Source organism: Lentzea sp. NPDC036949, assembly GCF_055608075.1.
In genome coordinates this window covers 58,968-75,341 of sequence record NZ_JBVJRA010000018.1, presented here as the reverse complement: position 1 = coordinate 75,341, position 16,374 = coordinate 58,968, and the positions used below count along the sequence as shown (strand labels likewise).

The 16,374-nt window shown below is 70.6% G+C and carries 16 protein-coding genes; 12 read left to right on the top strand and 4 right to left on the bottom strand.

Annotated features, from left to right (window positions below; all coding sequences use genetic code 11):
* Positions 1 to 34 precede the first annotated feature (34 nt).
* Positions 35 to 1,957, top strand: a complete 1,923-nt coding sequence (uvrC, locus tag ACZ7CD_RS35375; protein WP_470380607.1) for an excinuclease ABC subunit UvrC — start codon at positions 35 to 37, stop codon at positions 1,955 to 1,957.
* Between the two features lie 103 nt (positions 1,958 to 2,060).
* Here uvrC and ACZ7CD_RS35370 read toward each other — a convergent pair whose 3' ends face one another.
* Entirely contained in the window at positions 2,061 to 2,432 is a 372-nt protein-coding gene (locus ACZ7CD_RS35370; protein WP_470380606.1) for a hypothetical protein, read from the bottom strand.
* 49 nt (positions 2,433 to 2,481) lie between these two features.
* On the opposite strand from ACZ7CD_RS35370, the gene ACZ7CD_RS35365 reads away from it, so the two are divergent.
* From ACZ7CD_RS35365 to ACZ7CD_RS35325, 9 genes are all read left to right on the top strand, one after another.
* Positions 2,482 to 3,054 carry an HD domain-containing protein gene (locus ACZ7CD_RS35365; protein WP_470380605.1) on the top strand — a complete coding sequence of 191 codons (573 nt, stop codon included), beginning with the start codon at positions 2,482 to 2,484 and terminating at the stop codon, positions 3,052 to 3,054.
* An 829-nt stretch (positions 3,055 to 3,883) separates the two neighbouring features.
* Complete coding sequence (gene rapZ, locus ACZ7CD_RS35360; RefSeq protein WP_053738354.1) at positions 3,884 to 4,741, top strand: RNase adapter RapZ; 858 nt, start codon at positions 3,884 to 3,886, stop codon at positions 4,739 to 4,741.
* Positions 4,742 to 4,746: 5 nt separating this feature from the next.
* Positions 4,747 to 5,715, top strand: a complete 969-nt coding sequence (locus ACZ7CD_RS35355) for a gluconeogenesis factor YvcK family protein (RefSeq protein WP_458434354.1) — start codon at positions 4,747 to 4,749, stop codon at positions 5,713 to 5,715.
* A complete protein-coding gene (gene whiA / locus ACZ7CD_RS35350; protein ID WP_360400170.1) occupies positions 5,706 to 6,692 on the top strand; it encodes a DNA-binding protein WhiA in 987 nt (328 codons plus the stop codon). The genes ACZ7CD_RS35355 and whiA overlap by 10 nt, the downstream gene beginning before the upstream one ends.
* A 135-nt stretch (positions 6,693 to 6,827) precedes the next feature.
* Positions 6,828 to 7,832 (top strand): type I glyceraldehyde-3-phosphate dehydrogenase, encoded by a 1,005-nt coding sequence (gene gap, locus ACZ7CD_RS35345; RefSeq protein WP_053738345.1) that lies wholly within the window; start codon positions 6,828 to 6,830, stop codon positions 7,830 to 7,832.
* 20 nt (positions 7,833 to 7,852) lie between these two features.
* The gene (locus ACZ7CD_RS35340) at positions 7,853 to 9,046 is read left to right on the top strand and encodes a phosphoglycerate kinase (protein ID WP_470371037.1); all 1,194 of its coding nucleotides are present in this window, start codon (positions 7,853 to 7,855) and stop codon (positions 9,044 to 9,046) included.
* A gap of 1 nt (position 9,047) precedes the next feature.
* Positions 9,048 to 9,836: a triose-phosphate isomerase gene (tpiA, locus tag ACZ7CD_RS35335; protein WP_360400177.1), complete on the top strand. Its 789-nt coding sequence runs from the start codon at positions 9,048 to 9,050 to the stop codon at positions 9,834 to 9,836.
* A 94-nt stretch (positions 9,837 to 9,930) separates the two neighbouring features.
* Complete coding sequence (gene secG, locus ACZ7CD_RS35330) at positions 9,931 to 10,176, top strand: preprotein translocase subunit SecG (RefSeq protein WP_030470276.1); 246 nt, start codon at positions 9,931 to 9,933, stop codon at positions 10,174 to 10,176.
* A gap of 66 nt (positions 10,177 to 10,242) precedes the next feature.
* Positions 10,243 to 10,587 carry an RNA polymerase-binding protein RbpA gene (locus ACZ7CD_RS35325; protein WP_053738343.1) on the top strand — a complete coding sequence of 115 codons (345 nt, stop codon included), beginning with the start codon at positions 10,243 to 10,245 and terminating at the stop codon, positions 10,585 to 10,587.
* Positions 10,588 to 10,681: 94 nt separating this feature from the next.
* Here the strand turns inward: ACZ7CD_RS35325 and ACZ7CD_RS35320 are convergent, their stop codons facing one another.
* Positions 10,682 to 11,545 carry a hypothetical protein gene (locus tag ACZ7CD_RS35320; RefSeq protein WP_360400181.1) on the bottom strand — a complete coding sequence of 288 codons (864 nt, stop codon included), beginning with the start codon at positions 11,543 to 11,545 and terminating at the stop codon, positions 10,682 to 10,684.
* A 109-nt stretch (positions 11,546 to 11,654) separates the two neighbouring features.
* On the opposite strand from ACZ7CD_RS35320, the gene ACZ7CD_RS35315 reads away from it, so the two are divergent.
* Both ACZ7CD_RS35315 and ACZ7CD_RS35310 read left to right on the top strand, forming a co-directional pair.
* Positions 11,655 to 12,383: a hypothetical protein gene (locus ACZ7CD_RS35315; protein WP_470380604.1), complete on the top strand. Its 729-nt coding sequence runs from the start codon at positions 11,655 to 11,657 to the stop codon at positions 12,381 to 12,383.
* Between the two features lie 10 nt (positions 12,384 to 12,393).
* Entirely contained in the window at positions 12,394 to 13,986 is a 1,593-nt protein-coding gene (locus ACZ7CD_RS35310; protein ID WP_470380603.1) for a serine/threonine-protein kinase, read from the top strand.
* 79 nt (positions 13,987 to 14,065) lie between these two features.
* Here ACZ7CD_RS35310 and ACZ7CD_RS35305 read toward each other — a convergent pair whose 3' ends face one another.
* Both ACZ7CD_RS35305 and ACZ7CD_RS35300 read right to left on the bottom strand, forming a co-directional pair.
* On the bottom strand, positions 14,066 to 15,313 hold the full coding sequence (locus ACZ7CD_RS35305; protein ID WP_360400190.1) for a sensor histidine kinase: 1,248 nt from the start codon (positions 15,311 to 15,313) through the stop codon (positions 14,066 to 14,068).
* 256 nt (positions 15,314 to 15,569) lie between these two features.
* Positions 15,570 to 16,166, bottom strand: a complete 597-nt coding sequence (locus ACZ7CD_RS35300; RefSeq protein WP_360400193.1) for a DUF4360 domain-containing protein — start codon at positions 16,164 to 16,166, stop codon at positions 15,570 to 15,572.
* Positions 16,167 to 16,374 lie beyond the last annotated feature (208 nt).

Here is a 16,374-nt window from a genome sequence, read left to right as displayed (position 1 = left end):
ACTTTTGTCAGACCCCGTCGTTAGGCTGGGTCACGTGGCAGATCCTTCGACGTACCGCCCTTCTCCGGGCTCGATCCCCGAGGCCCCCGGCGTCTACAGGTTCCGCGACGCCGGTGGCCGGGTCGTGTACGTCGGCAAGGCGAAGAGCTTGCGCAGCAGGCTGAACTCCTACTTCGCGGACCTGTCCGGGCTGCACCCGCGCACGCGGCAGATGGTGACCACGGCCGCGTCGGTCGAGTGGACCGTCGTGACCACCGAGGTCGAGGCGCTGCAGCTGGAGTACAACTGGATCAAGGAGTACGACCCCCGGTTCAACGTCCGGTACCGCGACGACAAGTCGTACCCGGTGCTGGCCGTCACGCTGTTCGAGGACTACCCGCGGCTGCACGTCTACCGCGGCCCGCGCAAGAAGGGCGTGCGCTACTTCGGCCCGTTCGCCCACGCGTGGGCGATCCGCGAGACGCTGGACCTGCTGCTGCGCGTGTTCCCCGCGCGCACCTGCTCGGCCGGTGTGTTCAAGCGCCACAACCAGATCGGCCGCCCGTGCCTGCTCGGGTACATCGACAAGTGCTCCGCGCCGTGCGTGGGCAAGGTGTCCGCGGACGAGCACCGCGACATCGTCGACGACTTCTGCGACTTCCTGGCCGGCAAGACCGACCACATGGTCCGCCGCCTCGAACGCGAGATGCTGCAGGCGTCGGAGGAGCTGGAGTTCGAGCGCGCGGCCCGGCTGCGCGACGACCTGGGAGCACTCCGCCGCGCGATGGAGAAGCAGGCCGTGGTCCTCGGCGACGGCACGGACGCCGACGTGATGGCGTTCGCGCAGGACGAGCTCGAGGTCTCCGTCCAGGTGTTCCACGTGCGCGGCGGCCGGGTCCGCGGCCAGCGCGGCTGGGTGCTCGACAAGGTCGAGGCCGTCGACGACGGCGCCATCGTCGACCAGTTCATCATGCAGTTCTACGGCGACAACACGGAGAGCACACCGCGCGAGGTCCTCGTGCCTGTGCTGCCCGACGACGCCTCCGCCCTGGAGGACCTGCTCTCCGAACAGCGCGGCTCCCGCGTCGCCCTGCGCGTCCCGCAACGCGGCGACAAACGCGCACTGCTGGAAACCGTGGCGCGCAACGCCTCCGAGGCGTTCGCCCAGCACAAGCTCCGCCGCGCCGGCGACCTCACCGCGCGCTCGGCCGCGTTGCAGGAGCTGCAGGACGCCCTGGCCCTCGACACCGCGCCGCTGCGCATCGAGTGCATCGACATCAGCCACGTCCAGGGCACCGACGTGGTCGCGTCGCTGGTGGTGTTCGAGGACGGCCTGGCCCGCAAGTCCGAGTACCGCCGCTTCGCCCTGCGCGAAGCCGCCACCGAGGGCGACGTCGCCTCCATCGCCGAGGTCGTCCGCCGCCGCTTCCAGGCCATGCTCCGCGAAACCGCCTCCGGCGGCCCCAACCCCGGCATCGACCCGGACACCGGCAAACCCCGCAAGTTCGCCTACCCGCCCAACCTCCTGGTCGTCGACGGCGCCGCCCCCCAAGCCGCCGCGGCCGCCGACGTCCTCGCCGAGCTCGGCATCACCGACGTGGCCGTGGTCGGCCTCGCCAAACGCCTGGAGGAGGTCTGGGTCCCCGGCGAACCCGACCCGGTGATCCTCCCGCGCACCAGCGACGCCCTCTACCTCCTGCAACGCATCCGCGACGAGGCCCACCGCTTCGCCATCGCCTACCACCGCCAAAAGCGCTCCAAGCGCATGATCGCCTCCGAGCTCGACAACGTCCCCGGCCTGGGCGAAACCCGCAAAGCCGCCCTGCTCCGCCACTTCGGCTCGGTCCGCAAACTCAAACAGGCCACAGTGGACGAAATCAGCGACCTCCCCGGCTTCGGCCGCCGCACCGCCGAGGCCGTGGTCGTGGCCCTGTCCGCCCCTTCCACCCCGGCGCCCCACCCCGACCCAGCCCCATGACCCCCGCTCCCACCGACCCACCCCAGCCACCCACACCGGCGGCTTGCTCACACACCCCGACTCCGCCGGACGCTCCGGTTCCGGGGCAGCCACCCGCACCAGTTCAGCCGCCTGGTCCGGCTGCTGCACCCGCCACGGCCCAGCCACCCGCCGACGCGGAGCCATCCACGCCGGTCGTGCCGTCCACCCCAGGTGCGCCGCGCACCCCAGCCGCGTCGCGCGCCTCGGTCGTGCCGCGCATCCCGGCCGCATCGCCCGCCCCGGCCGCGTCGCCGGCCCCAGCCACATCGCGCACCTCGGCCGTGCCGCGCACCTCGGCCGCGTCGGCTGCCCCAGTCGTGCCGCGCACCCCAGCCGCATCGCCGGCCACAGCCACATCGCGCACCTTGACCGGTCCGCACACCCTGGCCGCGTCGTCCGCCCCAACCGCGCCGCGTACCCCGGCCGAGTCACGTGTCCCGTCTCCGTCGCCCACGCCCTCACCGCGACTGCCGACACCCTCGCCCCCGCCACTCACCGCAGCGATGACCCGCGCCCTGACCGAAGCCGACTGGCTCTCCCCGTTGCCCGCCCAGGCCGCCGACCTCCTGATCACCCTGCAGGCTCCACCCCGGTTGATCGCCCACCTGCGCGCGGTGCACGACGTGGCCCGCCAACTGTCCGACTGGGTCACCCAGTACCACCCCGAAGTGCCGTTCGACCGCGAGGCGGTCCTGTTCGGCGCCGCCACCCACGACATCGGCAAGGTCGAACACCCCGCAGAACTCTCCGCCCCGGGCTCCTCCCACGAGCCGGCGGGCCACGCCCTCCTCCTCCGCCACGGCGTGCCGGACCACCTGGCCCGCTTCGCCAGCACCCACGGCTCCTGGACCGCCCCCGGCACGACCTTCGAGGACCACCTGGTGAGCCTCGCCGACAAGGCCTGGAAGGCCAAACGCGTCGAAGACCTCGAACAACTGGTGACCACCCACCTCGCCACGGCCAGCGCCCGCGAGCCCTGGGACGTCTTCCTCGCCCTCGACGACGAGCTCGACCGCATCGCCTCCACCGCGGACGCCCGCCTGGCCTTCCAGTCGAGCCACCCCATCGCAGGCTGACCCCGATGCTCGCCACACACCCGCCCGTCACGCACACCCAGCCATCACGGATACCGGCCGGCCACGCATACCCGCCCGCCATGCACACCGGTCCCCCACGTACACCCGGCTGGCCACGCATACCCGCCTGCCACGCATACCCGGCCAGCCATGCACACCCACCTGCCACGCGCACCGGCCTGCCATGCACACCGGCCCGCTACGTACGTCCGGTCGCCACGCACCCGCCCGCCGTTCCGGCTCAGCCACCGCTCTGGCTCAGCCACCGCTCTGGCTCAGCCACCGCTCTGGCTCAGCCACCGTTGCTCCCGCCCAACTGCCACTGCTCCCGTCCGGCGGCCCACCACTCCGCCCCCCGCCCCCTTCCTTCTCGGCGCGGCGAAGACGACCATGGTGTTGAGACATCTGAAAGACGGCGCCAGGCGCAGATCCGGACAAGCTTCACCTGTCCGAGTGACGGCCACCGCAGTCGGGAGCACAACCAGCCCCGAAGCGCCCAACCAAGATGGGCCAAGCGCGCACCCTCACCGTGACGCGCGCGTCACCGTGGCCCGAACCTGCCGCGCGCGGAGGGCCTCGCAGTGGAGACTGCACCCGGCGCGGTGGAAGAACGGAAGGCGCGCCGAACTGGCAGACCTGTCCAGAACCGGCAGAACTGCCCGAACCGCAGAGCTGCCCACCAACCCCAGAACCGCCCAGAACTGCCCGAACCCCAGAACTGCCCGAACCCCAGAACCGCCCACAGCACAGCCCACCGAGAAGCGGAAGCTGACGCTCCCGCTCATGAACAGGTAACGGAGTCGTAGTCGTGAACGCGGAGAAGTCCGGCATCGAAGTCGCCGTGGTGACCGGGCTGTCCGGTGCGGGTCGCAGCACCGCGGCCAAGTGCCTGGAGGACCTCGGCTGGTTCGTCGTGGACAACCTGCCCCCGGAGCTCATCGCCACGATGGTCGAGCTCGGCGCGCAGGCGCGAGGGGCGATCACCAGGGTCGCCGTCGTCATGGACGTGCGCAGTCGTGCGTTCACCGAGGACCTCGCGTCGATCATCAAGGACCTGGACGCGCGCGGGTACAAGCCCCGCGTCCTCTTCCTCGAAGCCACCGACGCCGTGCTGATCCGGCGGTTCGAGGCGGTGCGGCGCGGTCACCCGATGCAGGGGGACGGGCGGTTGCAGGACGGCATCGAGGCGGAGCGGGTCCTGCTCACGCCGCTCAAGCAGGAGGCCGACCTGGTGCTCGACACGTCAGCGCTCAGCGTCCACCAGCTGCGGGCCAAGATCGAGGACACGTTCGGCACGGAGGCCGCCACCAGGACGCGGGTCACGGTGCTGAGCTTCGGCTACAAGTACGGGCTGCCGATGGACGCCGACCTCGTCATGGACGTGCGGTTCCTGCCGAACCCCTTCTGGATTCCTGAGCTGCGCGAGCAGACCGGGCTGGACGGCGAGGTGCGCAACTACGTGCTGTCGCAGGAGGGGGCCGAGGAATTTCTGGACCGGTACCACGAGTTGCTCAGGCTGGTCGGCGCCGGATACCGGCGTGAGGGCAAGCGGTACCTGACGCTCGCGATTGGGTGCACGGGTGGCAAGCACCGCAGTGTCGCCCTGTCCGAGGAGCTGTCGGCGCGGCTGGCGAGTGAGGACGGCATGGCGGTCAAGGTTGTGCACAGGGATCTGGGACGCGAGTGACGGAGTTGAAGGCAGTTGCTCTGGGCGGCGGGCGCGGGCTGCACGCGACGCTGTCGGCGTTGCGGCGGGTGACCGGGGACGTGACGGCCGTGGTGACCGTCGCGGACGACGGGGGCTCGTCGGGGCGGTTGCGGCGTGAGCTGTCCGACCTGCTGCCGCCCGGTGACCTGCGCAAGGCGCTGGCGGCGCTGGCGGGGGAGGACGAGCACAGCGTGCTGTGGACCTCGCTCTTCAAGCACCGCTTCGGTGGCACGGGTGCGCTGGCCGGTCACGCGATCGGCAACCTGGTGCTCGCCGGGCTGCTCGAACAGCTCGGCGACCCGGTGGCGGTGCTCGACGTGGCCGGGCGGCTGCTGGGCGTGCGGGGGCGGGTGCTGCCCATGTCGAACGACCCGCTCGACATCGAGGCCGACGTCACCGGGCTCGACGAGGACGAGACCGACGTGCGCCGGATCCGCGGGCAGGTCGCCATCGCCACCACGCCCGGACTGGTGCGGCGCATCCGGCTGACTGCCCCGAACGGGCGACCTGCCGGCTGCCCCCAGGCGGTGGAGGCTGTACTTGCCGCCGATCTCGTGCTACTCGGCCCGGGATCGTGGTTCACCAGCGTGTTGCCGCACCTGCTGGTCCCCGAGCTGCACGACGCGCTGGTGCGGACGCGCGCCAAGAAGGTCCTCGTGCTCAACCTCGTCCCCCAACCGGGCGAAACCGCCGGTTTCTCACCGGAGCGGCATCTGGACGTAGTCTGCGAGCACGCACCCGAGCTGAAGGTGGACGCGGTCATCGCCGACGTCGACTCGGTCCCGACGCCGGACCGGTTGACGCGAGCCGCCTCGGCACTGGGTGCGCGAACGCACTTGGCCAGGATCGCCGCACCGGACGCCGCCGACCGGCACGATCCGGAGGCACTGGCAGGCTGCCTGAGGCAAGTGGTCGAGGAGACCGGAGTGGGAGGGACAGACCCGTGGCGATGACGTCGGCGGTCAAGGACGAGCTGAGCAGGCTCGCGGTATCCAAGACCTGTTGCCGCCGCGCGGAGGTCTCGTCCCTGCTGCGGTTCGCCGGTGGCCTGCACATCGTGTCCGGCCGGGTGGTCGTCGAGGCCGAGCTCGACCTCGGCTCCGCGGCCCGCAGGCTCCTCAAGGAGATCCAGGCGCTCTACGGCCACCACGCCGAGGTGTTCACGATCCAGTCGAACGGCCTGCGCAAGGGCACCCGCTACGTCGTCCGCGTGGTCAAGGACGGCGAGGGCCTCGCCCGCCAGACCGGTCTGCTCGACCCACGCGGCCGACCCGTGCGCGGCCTGCCGGCCCCCGTGGTGTCCGGTGGCGTGTGCGACGCCGAGGCGGCGTGGCGCGGCGCGTTCCTGGCGCACGGCTCGCTGACCGAACCCGGCCGCAGCTCCTCCCTGGAGATCACCTGCCCCGGCCCGGAGGCGGCACTGGCCCTGGTCGGCGCGGCCCGCAGGATGGGCATCGCCTCCAAGCAGCGCGAGGTCCGCGGCGCCGAACGCGTGGTCATCCGCGACGGCGACGCCATCGGCGCCATGCTCACCCGCCTCGGCGCCCACGACAGCGTGCTGGCCTGGGAGGAACGCCGCATGCGCCGCGAGGTTCGCGCCACCGCCAACCGGCTGGCGAACTTCGACGACGCCAACCTGCGCCGCTCGGCCCGCGCCGCGGTCGCCGCGGCCGCACGGGTCGCCCGCGCGCTGGAGATCCTCGGCCCGGAGGCCCCCGACCACCTCGCCGCCGCGGGCCAGCTCCGGCTGGCGCACCGGCAGGCGTCGCTGGAGGAGCTCGGCCAGCTGTCCGAGCCGCAGATGACGAAGGACGCCGTCGCCGGGCGCATAAGGCGTCTGCTGGCGATGGCCGACAAGCGCGCGAAGGACCTGGGCCTGCCCGACACCGAGTCGGCGGTCACGGCGGAGATGCTTGAAGCAGAGGTCTGACCATGGGCCGAACGGCCTAGTCAGGGCCTGTTTTTCTGGCTCGATCCAGAGATACTCACTATCCCTGTGACCAGCGACGCAGTTCGGCAGATAGGGTGGGCTTGTTCCTAGCCAGCTGAACGCAAGGAGTCCGTCGTGACGGTTCGTGTAGGTGTCAACGGGTTCGGTCGCATCGGCCGAAACTTCTTCCGCGCGGTGCGTGCCGGCGGCCACGACATCGAGATCGTCGCGTTCAACGACCTCGGTGACGTCGCCACCATGGCCCACCTGCTGAAGTACGACAGCATCCTCGGTCGCCTGGACGCCGACGTGCAGGTCACCGACGAGGGCATCTCCGTCGACGGCAAGGTCATCAAGGCCCTCGCCGAGCGCGAGCCGGGCAAGCTGCCCTGGAAGGACCTCGGCGTCGACGTCGTGGTCGAGTCGACCGGCTTCTTCACCGACGCCACCAAGGCCCGCTCGCACGTCGACGAGGGTGGCGCCAAGAAGGTCATCATCTCCGCGCCGGCCAAGAACGAGGACCTGACGGTCGTCATCGGCGCGAACGAGGAGAAGCTCGACGGGTCGCAGACGATCATCTCGAACGCGTCCTGCACCACGAACTGCCTCGCGCCGCTCGCCAAGGTCCTCAACGACAGCTTCGGCATCGAGCAGGGCCTGATGACCACGATCCACGCGTACACGCAGGACCAGAACCTGCAGGACGCGCCGCACAAGGACCTGCGCCGCGCCCGCGCCGCCGCGCTGAACATCGTGCCGACCTCCACGGGTGCCGCGAAGGCCATCGGCCTGGTGCTGCCGGAGCTGCAGGGCAAGCTCGACGGCTACGCGCTGCGCGTGCCGATCCCCACCGGCTCGGCCACCGACCTGACCGTCACGCTCAAGCGCGAGGTCACCGTCGACGAGGTCAACGCCGCGTACAAGGCCGCCGCCGAGGGCCCCCTGGCCGGCATCCTCAAGTACTCGACGGACCCGATCGTGTCGGCCGACATCGTCACCGACCCGCACTCGTGCATCTACGACGCGCCGCTGACCAAGGTCATCGGCAACCAGGTCAAGGTCGTCGGCTGGTACGACAACGAGTGGGGCTACTCCAACCGCCTCGCGGACCTGGTCAAGCTCGTCGCCTCCAAGATCTGAGCAGCGGGAACGGACAGTCAGTGAAGACTCTCAGCGACCTGCTCGCGGAGGGTGTCGCAGGTCGGCGCGTGCTCGTGCGCGCCGACCTGAACGTCCCCCTCGACGGCGACAAGATCACCGACGACGGCCGCGTCCGCGCGTCGGTGCCGACGATCAAGGCACTGGCCGGCGCCGGTGCCCGCGTGGTCGTCACCGCCCACCTCGGCCGCCCCAAGGGCGAGCCGGACCCCAAGTTCTCCCTGGCACCGGCCGCCGCTCGCCTCGGTGAGCTGCTCGGCACCGAGGTGGTGCTCGCGGAGGACCTGGTCGGCCCGTCCGCGACCGCCGCGGTCGGCGCGCTGACCGACGGTGGCGTCGTGATGCTGGAGAACGTCCGCTTCGACGCCCGCGAGACCTCGAAGGACGACGCGGAGCGCGCGGCACTGGCCGACGAGCTCGCCGCGTTCGCCGACGCGTTCGTGTCCGACGGCTTCGGTGTCGTGCACCGCAAGCAGGCCTCGGTCTATGACGTCGCGCAGAAGCTCCCCGCCTACGTCGGCGGTCTCGTCGAGGCCGAGCTGGGTGTGCTCAAGAAGCTCACCGACGACCTGGAGCGCCCGTACGTCGTGGTGCTCGGCGGCGCGAAGGTCTCCGACAAGCTCGGCGTCATCGCGAACCTGCTGAGCAAGGTCGACCGGCTGCTCATCGGCGGCGGCATGGCGTACACGTTCCTCAAGGCCCAGGGCCACGAGGTCGGCACGTCGCTGCTGCAGGAAGACCAGCTCGACCAGGTCAAGGGCTTCCTCGCCGAGGCGGAGAAGCGCGGCGTCGAACTCGTGCTGCCGGTCGACGTGCTGGTCACCGCCGAGTTCGGCAGCACGGAGCACGACGTCGTCGGCACCGACTCGATCCCCGCCGACCGGATGGGCCTCGACATCGGCCCGAAGTCGCGCGAGCTGTTCGCGTCGAAGCTCGCCGACGCCAAGACCGTGTTCTGGAACGGCCCGATGGGCGTCTTCGAGATCGAGACCTACGCCGGCGGCACCCGTGCCGTGGCCGAGGCGCTCGTGGCCTCCGGCGCGTTCACCGTCGTCGGCGGTGGCGACTCCGCGGCGGCCGTCCGCGCACTGGGTCTGCCCGAGGACGGGTTCTCGCACATCTCCACCGGTGGTGGTGCGTCCCTGGAGTTCCTCGAAGGCAAGGAACTCCCCGGCATCAGCGTCCTGGAGGACTGAGGTGGCAGCGCGCACCCCGCTCATCGCGGGCAACTGGAAGATGAACCTGAACCACCTCGAAGCGATCGGCCTCGTGCAGAAGATCGCCTTCGCCCTGCCGGAGAAGTACTTCGCCAAGGTCGAGGTGGCCGTCCTCCCGCCGTTCGTCGACATCCGCAGCATCCAGACGCTGGTCGACGGCGACAAGCTGCTGCTCAAGTACGGCGCGCAGGACATCTCGCAGCACGACTCCGGCGCCTACACCGGCGAGGTGTCGGGCCTGATGCTCAAGAAGCTCGGCTGCCACTACGTCGTGGTCGGGCACTCCGAGCGCCGCGAGTACCACGGCGAGACCGACGCACTGGTCAACGCCAAGATCGCCGCCGCCCTCAAGCACGAGGTCACGCCGATCTTCTGCTTCGGCGAGAAGCTCGACGTCCGCGAGGCGAAGGGCCACCTGGAGCTCGTCCGCCGGCAGCTGGAGGCCGGTCTCAAGGGCTTCACCGCCGAGCAGGTCGCGAAGATCGTGTTCGCCTACGAACCGGTCTGGGCGATCGGCACCGGCAAGACCGCGTCCTCGGCCGACGCGCAGGAGGTGTGCTCGCTGGTCCGCTCGTTCGTGGCGGAGTCCTACGGCGAGGAGACCGCCGCGGTCGTCCGCGTGCTCTACGGCGGCTCGGTGAAGTCGTCCAACATCGGTGAGCTCATCGGGCAGAAGGACGTCGACGGCGCCCTGGTCGGCGGCGCGAGCCTCCAGGCCGACGAGTTCACCAAGCTCTGCGCTCTGGCTGCCGGCGGGCCTCTACCCTAGGTTGATCTGGACAAACCCTTAATCCCACTGGTTGCACACGTTCGGCAGTCGAACAGGTACTCTATGGCGTCGGCTGCCTGACAGCGAGGAAGAAATGATCCTGTTCCTGCAGATCCTGTTGATCGTCTCCAGCGTGCTGCTGGTGCTGCTCGTGCTTCTGCACCGCGGCCGTGGTGGCGGCCTTTCTTCGCTGTTCGGCGGCGGTATGCAGTCGAGTCTGTCCGGTTCCTCCGTTGTCGAGAAGAACCTCGACCGCCTGACGCTGTTCGTCGGCGCGGTCTGGATCATCGCGATCGTGGGCATCGGACTGCTGATCAAGCTGCCCGGCGCGGGCAGCTGATCAACCGTTCAGCGGCAGAAGCCCTCCGGGGCTTGGGGTAACCACTTGGTGGGGGTGTAACGGTCGATGTCCGGTGGTAACGCGATTCGCGGTACCCGCGTCGGCGCAGGACCGATGGGTGAGTCGGAGCGCGGCGAGTCCGCGCCCCGCCGTCGGGTGTCGTACTGGTGCGCGAACGGTCACGAGTCCCGGCCGTCTTTCGCGGTCGACGCGGAGATTCCGGAGAACTGGGACTGCCCGCGCTGCGGCCTGCCGGCAGGTCGTGACGAGCAGACGCCACCCGCGCCTCCGCGCAACGAGCCGTACAAGACGCACCTCGCGTACGTGAAGGAGCGGCGCTCCGACGCGGACGGTGAGGCGATCCTCGAAGAGGCTCTCGCCAAGCTGCGCCGTCAGCGCGAGGAGCCGTAGGGCTCACGGAGTTCCCGATCAACGCGAAAGGCCCCCTCATCTGCGGAGAGGGGGCCTTTCGCGTGTTCAGGCACTACCTGGGGGTGCCGGAGGGTCACCGCCGCAGGCCGGAGAACTGGCGGCGCAGCATCGCGGCACCGACCAGCAGGAAGAACACCAGCACCACGAGCGTGCTGCTGCTCCCGCCGGACGAGCTGGACAGCGTCACGTCGACGTTGCCGACGAGCGTGATGCCGCACTCGGCGCGCACCTTGTGCCGGCCGGGTTCGATGTTCGTGAACCGCACCGGCGCGGTGAAGCCGCCGTTGTCGTCGGCGGTGGCCTTGCCGACGTCCTGGCCGAGCGACTTCAGCGTCACGCCGGCGCCCTTGGGGCAGCCGGTGCCGGTCGCGGTCAGGTCCTCGCCGGGCTGGATGTTCTCCTTGTCCAGCACCAGGACGCCGTCACCGGAGGAGCCGAACGGGTCGGTGGACGACGACGTGCCCGACGACGACGGTGCGGTGGTCGTCGTCGTGGTGGTGGTCGTCGTGACCGGGGGAGTGGTCGTGGTGGTCGTGGTGACCGGCGGGCGTGTGACGGGCGGGTCGGTGGCCGGCGGGTTCGTCACCGGGGGGACGGTGACCGGCGGCTGCGTCGTCGTCGTGGCCGGCCGCGGGGTGACGACGAAGGTGTTGCGGGCCATCCGGTTGCACTCGTCGGTCGCGGTGAAGACGTACTGACCGGCCTTGGCGCCGGCCGGGATGGTCGCGGTGACCGAACCGTTAGCCACCCACGGCGCGGTGGCCAGTACGCTTCCGCCCGGCCAGTTGATGCGCATCGTGCCCTTGCACCTGTAGAAGCCCGTCCAGGTGAAGGTCGCGCTCGACCCCGCGGGTCCGGTGCCGGGGTTCGCGGACACGGTCAGCTGCTGCTGGGCGGCTGCCGGTGTGGCGACCAGCACCGTAACACCGGCCGTCAAGGCCGCGAGTAAGACTGAAGACCGCATTCCCTCTCCCCGGATCAGAACCGAAGGTGCGCTAGTGAGACGTCGTACGACCGGTGCAGGTTTACTGCTGTGGTGCGGAATTATGCTGCTGCCGTCAACCGCGTCCGCACAGGGCGGGTCGGTGACGCTCGAAGCCACAGTGGACAGCACCCCGGTGGGCGCGACGGTCATGGTGCTCGACCCGGACCGCACCGCCAGGGTCTCGGTCACGGTCCGCAACGACACGGACACGGTGCAGCACGTGAAGACGGTGCGGATCAGCGGGTCCGTGCTGGCGCTGACCTTCTTCGCCTACGACACAACGGTTCCGTTCGACGTGCCGGCGGGGGAGACCGAGACGCGGTCGTTCCCGCTGGAGCCCGCTGACCTGGGGGCGCAGGCCATCGGGTTGCTGCCGGTGTCGGTGGAGGTGATCGGCCCGCAGCGCGAGGTGCTCGCCTCGATCGACGCCACCGGTGACATCCGGGGCTCGCTGTGGTCGGTCTACGGCGCGTTCGGGCTGGGCGTGCTGGCGCTGACGGCGTTGTCGTGGCTGGGCGCGCTGATCGCGCTGGCGCGGCGGCGGCTGCCCGCGAACCGGTGGCAGCGGGCGATGCGGTTCCTGCCGGCCGGCATCGGGACCGGGCTGATCGCGGTGTTCACGCTGTCGGTGCTGCGCCTCGTGGCGCCGTCACCCTCCGCCGAGATCCCGTTCGTCGTCGGCGCGGCCGCGGTGGCACTGCTCCTCGGCTACGTGACGCCGCATCCGGGCGAACAGCAACAGCAACAGCAACTGTCCGAAGTGGATACCGTGAGGATCCCGAGACTGTGAGGACTGCCCGGTGACGTTGTCCAGTGTGGTCGCCGCGCTCCCGCAGTACGCCGTCGGCGAGCAGATCGGCGAGGGCGGGATGGGCGTCGTGTACGGCGGCGTGCACCGGCAGCTCGGCCGTCCCGTGGCGATCAAGCGGTTGCCGGCCGCGGTCGCGGAGGACCCGCGGATGAGCGAGCGGTTCGAGCACGAGGCACGGCTGCTCGCCCGGCTCGACCACCCGCACATCGTGCCCGTGTACGACTACGTCCGGCAGCACGGCGAGCACCTGCTCGTCATGGAACGCCTCGACGGCGGCACGGTCTGGTCCCGGTTCGCCTCCGCCGGTCTCACCGCCCAGCAGTCCTGCGGCATCGTGCTGGCGGCGCTCTCCGGGCTGCACGCCGCGCACGAGGCCGGGGTGCTGCACCTCGACGTGAAGCCGAAGAACCTGCTGTTCACCTCGAACGGCCTGGTCAAGGTCGCGGACTTCGGCATCTCGCAGGTGGTGTCCGAGGGCGCCACGCTCGTCACGCACGCCGGCGCGGTGCTCGGCACACCCGCCTACATCGCGCCGGAGCAGGCGCTGGGCAACGCGCTCACACCCGCCGCGGACGTCTACGCCACCGGCACGGTGCTGTACGAGCTGCTGAGCGGCGACCTGCCGTTCGAGCGCGGCGGCGGAGCGCTCGCCATGATCCAGAAGCGAGTCCACCAGGACCCGCGGCCGTTGACGAACGTCCCCGGTCCGCTGGCCGGCGTGGTCATGCGCAGCCTGGCCCGCGACCCGTCGGCCCGCTACCGCAACGCGGAGACGTTCGCCGTGGACCTCGCCGGTGCGGCGGGCCACCTGTTCGGGCCGGACTGGTTGATGCGCCTCGGCATGCCCGTGCACCTGGCGCCGCAGGTGTCCGCCGCGCGGCCGTCCGCGCGGCCCACCCAGCCGCGCGACACGATCTCGATCACCCAGCAGCCGGTCCGCGCCACGCTCACCGACCCGGTGCCCGCCGCCCGGCTGAGCGGCAGCGGCACCCTGGTGCCCGCCGCGCAGGTGATCACGCCGGCGGCCCGTCCGTGGTGGCTGTGGCTGGTGGCCGCGGCTGCGTTGATCGCGCTGGTGGCGGTGCCGTTCGCGGTGTCCGGGCGGGACCTGCCGTCGTACCCGGCGAACCTGTCCGAGCCGGTGGCGGTCGAGGGGCAGCGGCTGACGGTGTCGCTGGCCGGTCTCCCGCTCGCGGACGTGGTGCGCGGGCAGGAGGGGTTCGAGCTGCCCGGTGCGGCGCGGTGGGTCGTCGGCGGCGCGGTCACGGCGGCGGTGGACGGACGCGAGTTCCTGCTCGTGTCGAACCAGACGCCGTGGCTGAGCATCATGGGCACGGGGTCCGCGCTGCTGCTGCTGTTCACGCTGGCGTACCTGGAGTCGAACCTGCGGGCGTTGCGGCGCCGGCAGACCGGGGTGGGCGCGGTGATCGCGTCGGTGCCCCTCGGGTTCGGCCTGGGGCTCGCGGTGTGGCTGCTCGTGTCGGTGCTGCTGGACAGGGAACCGGTGCTGCCGATCGCGATCACCTGCGGCGTGCTGGGCGCGGCAGCCGGCCTCTCCGCGGCGCTGGCCTCCAAGCGCTGACCGCGCTCGAACAGTTCCGCGATCTCCCGCGCCTGCCTCTCAAGGCGTCTGCAAGTACTACCACCTCAACATCAAACGGCTAGTTGTCGGCGGCGGTGCGCTGGGTCGGGAACGACGCCGTCACGAGGTAGCCGCCCTCCTCGGTGGGGCCCGCGGAGAACTCGCCGCCGAGCAGCGTGGCGCGCTCCCGCAGGCCGACCAGGCCGTGACCGCCGCTGGGCAGCGACTGGCCGGGCTCGGGTGACGCCGCGTTGCGCACCTCCACGCGCACGGCCTCGTCGCCCGCGTCCACCACCACCTGCGCCGTGGCACCGGGTGCGTGCTTGCGGACGTTGGTCAGCGCCTCCTGCACGGTCCGGTAGACCGCGCCGGACACCGGGGCCGCCACGTCGTTCACCGGCCCGTTGACCTGCAGCTCCACCTCGAAACCGGCGTCGGCGGCGAGCTCGGGCAGCTCACCGACACCGGGCTGGGTCACGTCGTCACCGTCGGCGGTGCGCAGCACGGACACGAGCTGGCGCAGCTCGTCCAGGGTCCTGGTCGACAACGTGCGGATCGTCGCGGCCACCTGCTTGTGCTCGGCGTTCGCCACGGCCATCCGCAGCGCGCCCGCCTGCATGGCGATCAAGCTGACCTGGTGCGACACGACGTCGTGCATCTCACGGGCCAAGCGCGCGCGTTCGTCGGCACGGACGGCGTGCGCGTTCAGGACCCGTTCGCGTTCACGGGACTCGGCGAGCTCGGCGATGCGGTCGGCGAGCTGCTGGCGGGCGTGGGCGAGCAGGGCCAGCGCGATCGGCAGGCCCGCGATCATCACGCCGCGGATCGCCGAGTGCAGGTGGGCGTACCAGGGGAACTTGAGGAAGTCCTCCGGCGGCCACAGCGCCGAGCGGCTGAGCCACACCAGCACGCCCGCGGCCAGCGTCTGCCAGCCCCACACGTACCGGCGCGCGACCGCGTACAGGGCGATCATCGCGGCCATCTGCGCCCAGCCGAAGAAGAAACCGGGGATGGTCAGCAGCGCCACCACGAACGGGAACCGGCGGCGCAGCAGCAGCACCGCGGCCGCGATCCAGGACAGCCACAACGAGTAGGCCGGCGGGTGCTCGTCGGCCAGCCACGACATGCCGAGCCACACGTCGAGCACCCCGACGAGCACGAGCCCCAGGTCGGCCGCGACCTGCCGGACGCCACCGGTCAGCGGCCAGAGCGACCCGGCCCCGGTCGCCGTCGACCGCCGGGCCGGAAGCAGCGTCGTGGTCAGGATCCGACCTCCCCTGTGAGCGGTGCGATCCTCACCGTACTGCGCGTATGCGGCGGTTGGCATGGCTGCCCCTTCACCCCGACCTGCTCCGTCACGAGTTAAGGACGGCCCCGCTCGCGGATCGGTACGCCGCTGTCCCCACTAATGTGCTACCGCACACGCACGGGGCGTGTGCGGCAGCTCCGGGGGAGGTCAGCCGCCCGCGGGCAGCGCTTCCACGAGAACCGGCGGAGCGGCGGCAACCGCGTTGAGCACGGGACACCTTTCCGGCGCAGCTCGCGGGGCGGACCGGTGGCGAATTGTCAGAAAATCGTCAGGTTCAGTCGCAGCGCTTCCACGAGAACTGGAACAACGTGCGCACCTCGCCCCGCGAGTAGTCCATCGTCATGAAACTGTTCGCATTCGGGTCGGCGGAACCTTTGTCGACGCGCAACGAGCTGTTGACGTTGAGATTGCGCTTCTCACCGCACGGCGCGTAGACGATGTCCGCGAACTCGGTGCGGTGGGTGACCCGCCAGTTGTCGTCGACCGGCCCGGTGAACGAGTGCTTCTTCACGGTGCCGGCCGGCTGGCCCTGGAAGTAGTAGTTCACCCACTGGTGGCCCGTCGCGCCCCGTTCGAGGTGCGCGAAACCGCCGTAGGTGGCCTCCGCGATGCCGTAGGTGAAGCCCTGCGGAATGTTGATCTGCAGGTTGAGCTGGCAGTTCTTCCTGAAGTCGGTGGCGCCCGCGCCCTTGCCCGCCTGGGCCAGGTAGTCGCTGTAGAGCACCCAGAACGACGTGTTGTCCGGCGCCACGACCACGTCCGCGGTGCCCTGTTCGCACCCGGACCCGTTGATCGTGACCACGTCGATCGTCACCCGCTCCGCAGGAGTCACAGCGGCTTGCGCGGGCGTGGACGACAATGTGAACAGCACGGCCAGACAGGCTGCTGCCGTCGCTTTGCGCATGGAGGTCGCCTTTCCTGGAGCCTCTTTCTCAGCGTGGAGCGGCAGCGGTGCACGGAGGCTAGCGCAGAAACACATCCGACGATGTAGCCCGAACGGCCGTGGTCACACCGGTGGGGCAGCAGGTGGACAATTCTCGGTGATAGTCGCGCACCTGGTGCTGAGGACACGAATGGTT

Excerpts from the sequence above, each read along its gene's own strand:
- secG (WP_030470276.1), top strand. The coding sequence starts at position 9,931 with ATGATCCTGTTCCTGCAGATCCTGTTGATCGTCTCCAGCGTGCTGCTG.
- ACZ7CD_RS35315 (WP_470380604.1), top strand. The coding sequence starts at position 11,655 with ATGCTGCTGCCGTCAACCGCGTCCGCACAGGGCGGGTCGGTGACGCTC.
- ACZ7CD_RS35325 (WP_053738343.1), top strand. The coding sequence starts at position 10,243 with ATGTCCGGTGGTAACGCGATTCGCGGTACCCGCGTCGGCGCAGGACCG.
- ACZ7CD_RS35365 (WP_470380605.1), top strand. The coding sequence starts at position 2,482 with ATGACCCGCGCCCTGACCGAAGCCGACTGGCTCTCCCCGTTGCCCGCC.
- ACZ7CD_RS35305 (WP_360400190.1), bottom strand. The coding sequence starts at position 15,313 with ATGCCAACCGCCGCATACGCGCAGTACGGTGAGGATCGCACCGCTCAC.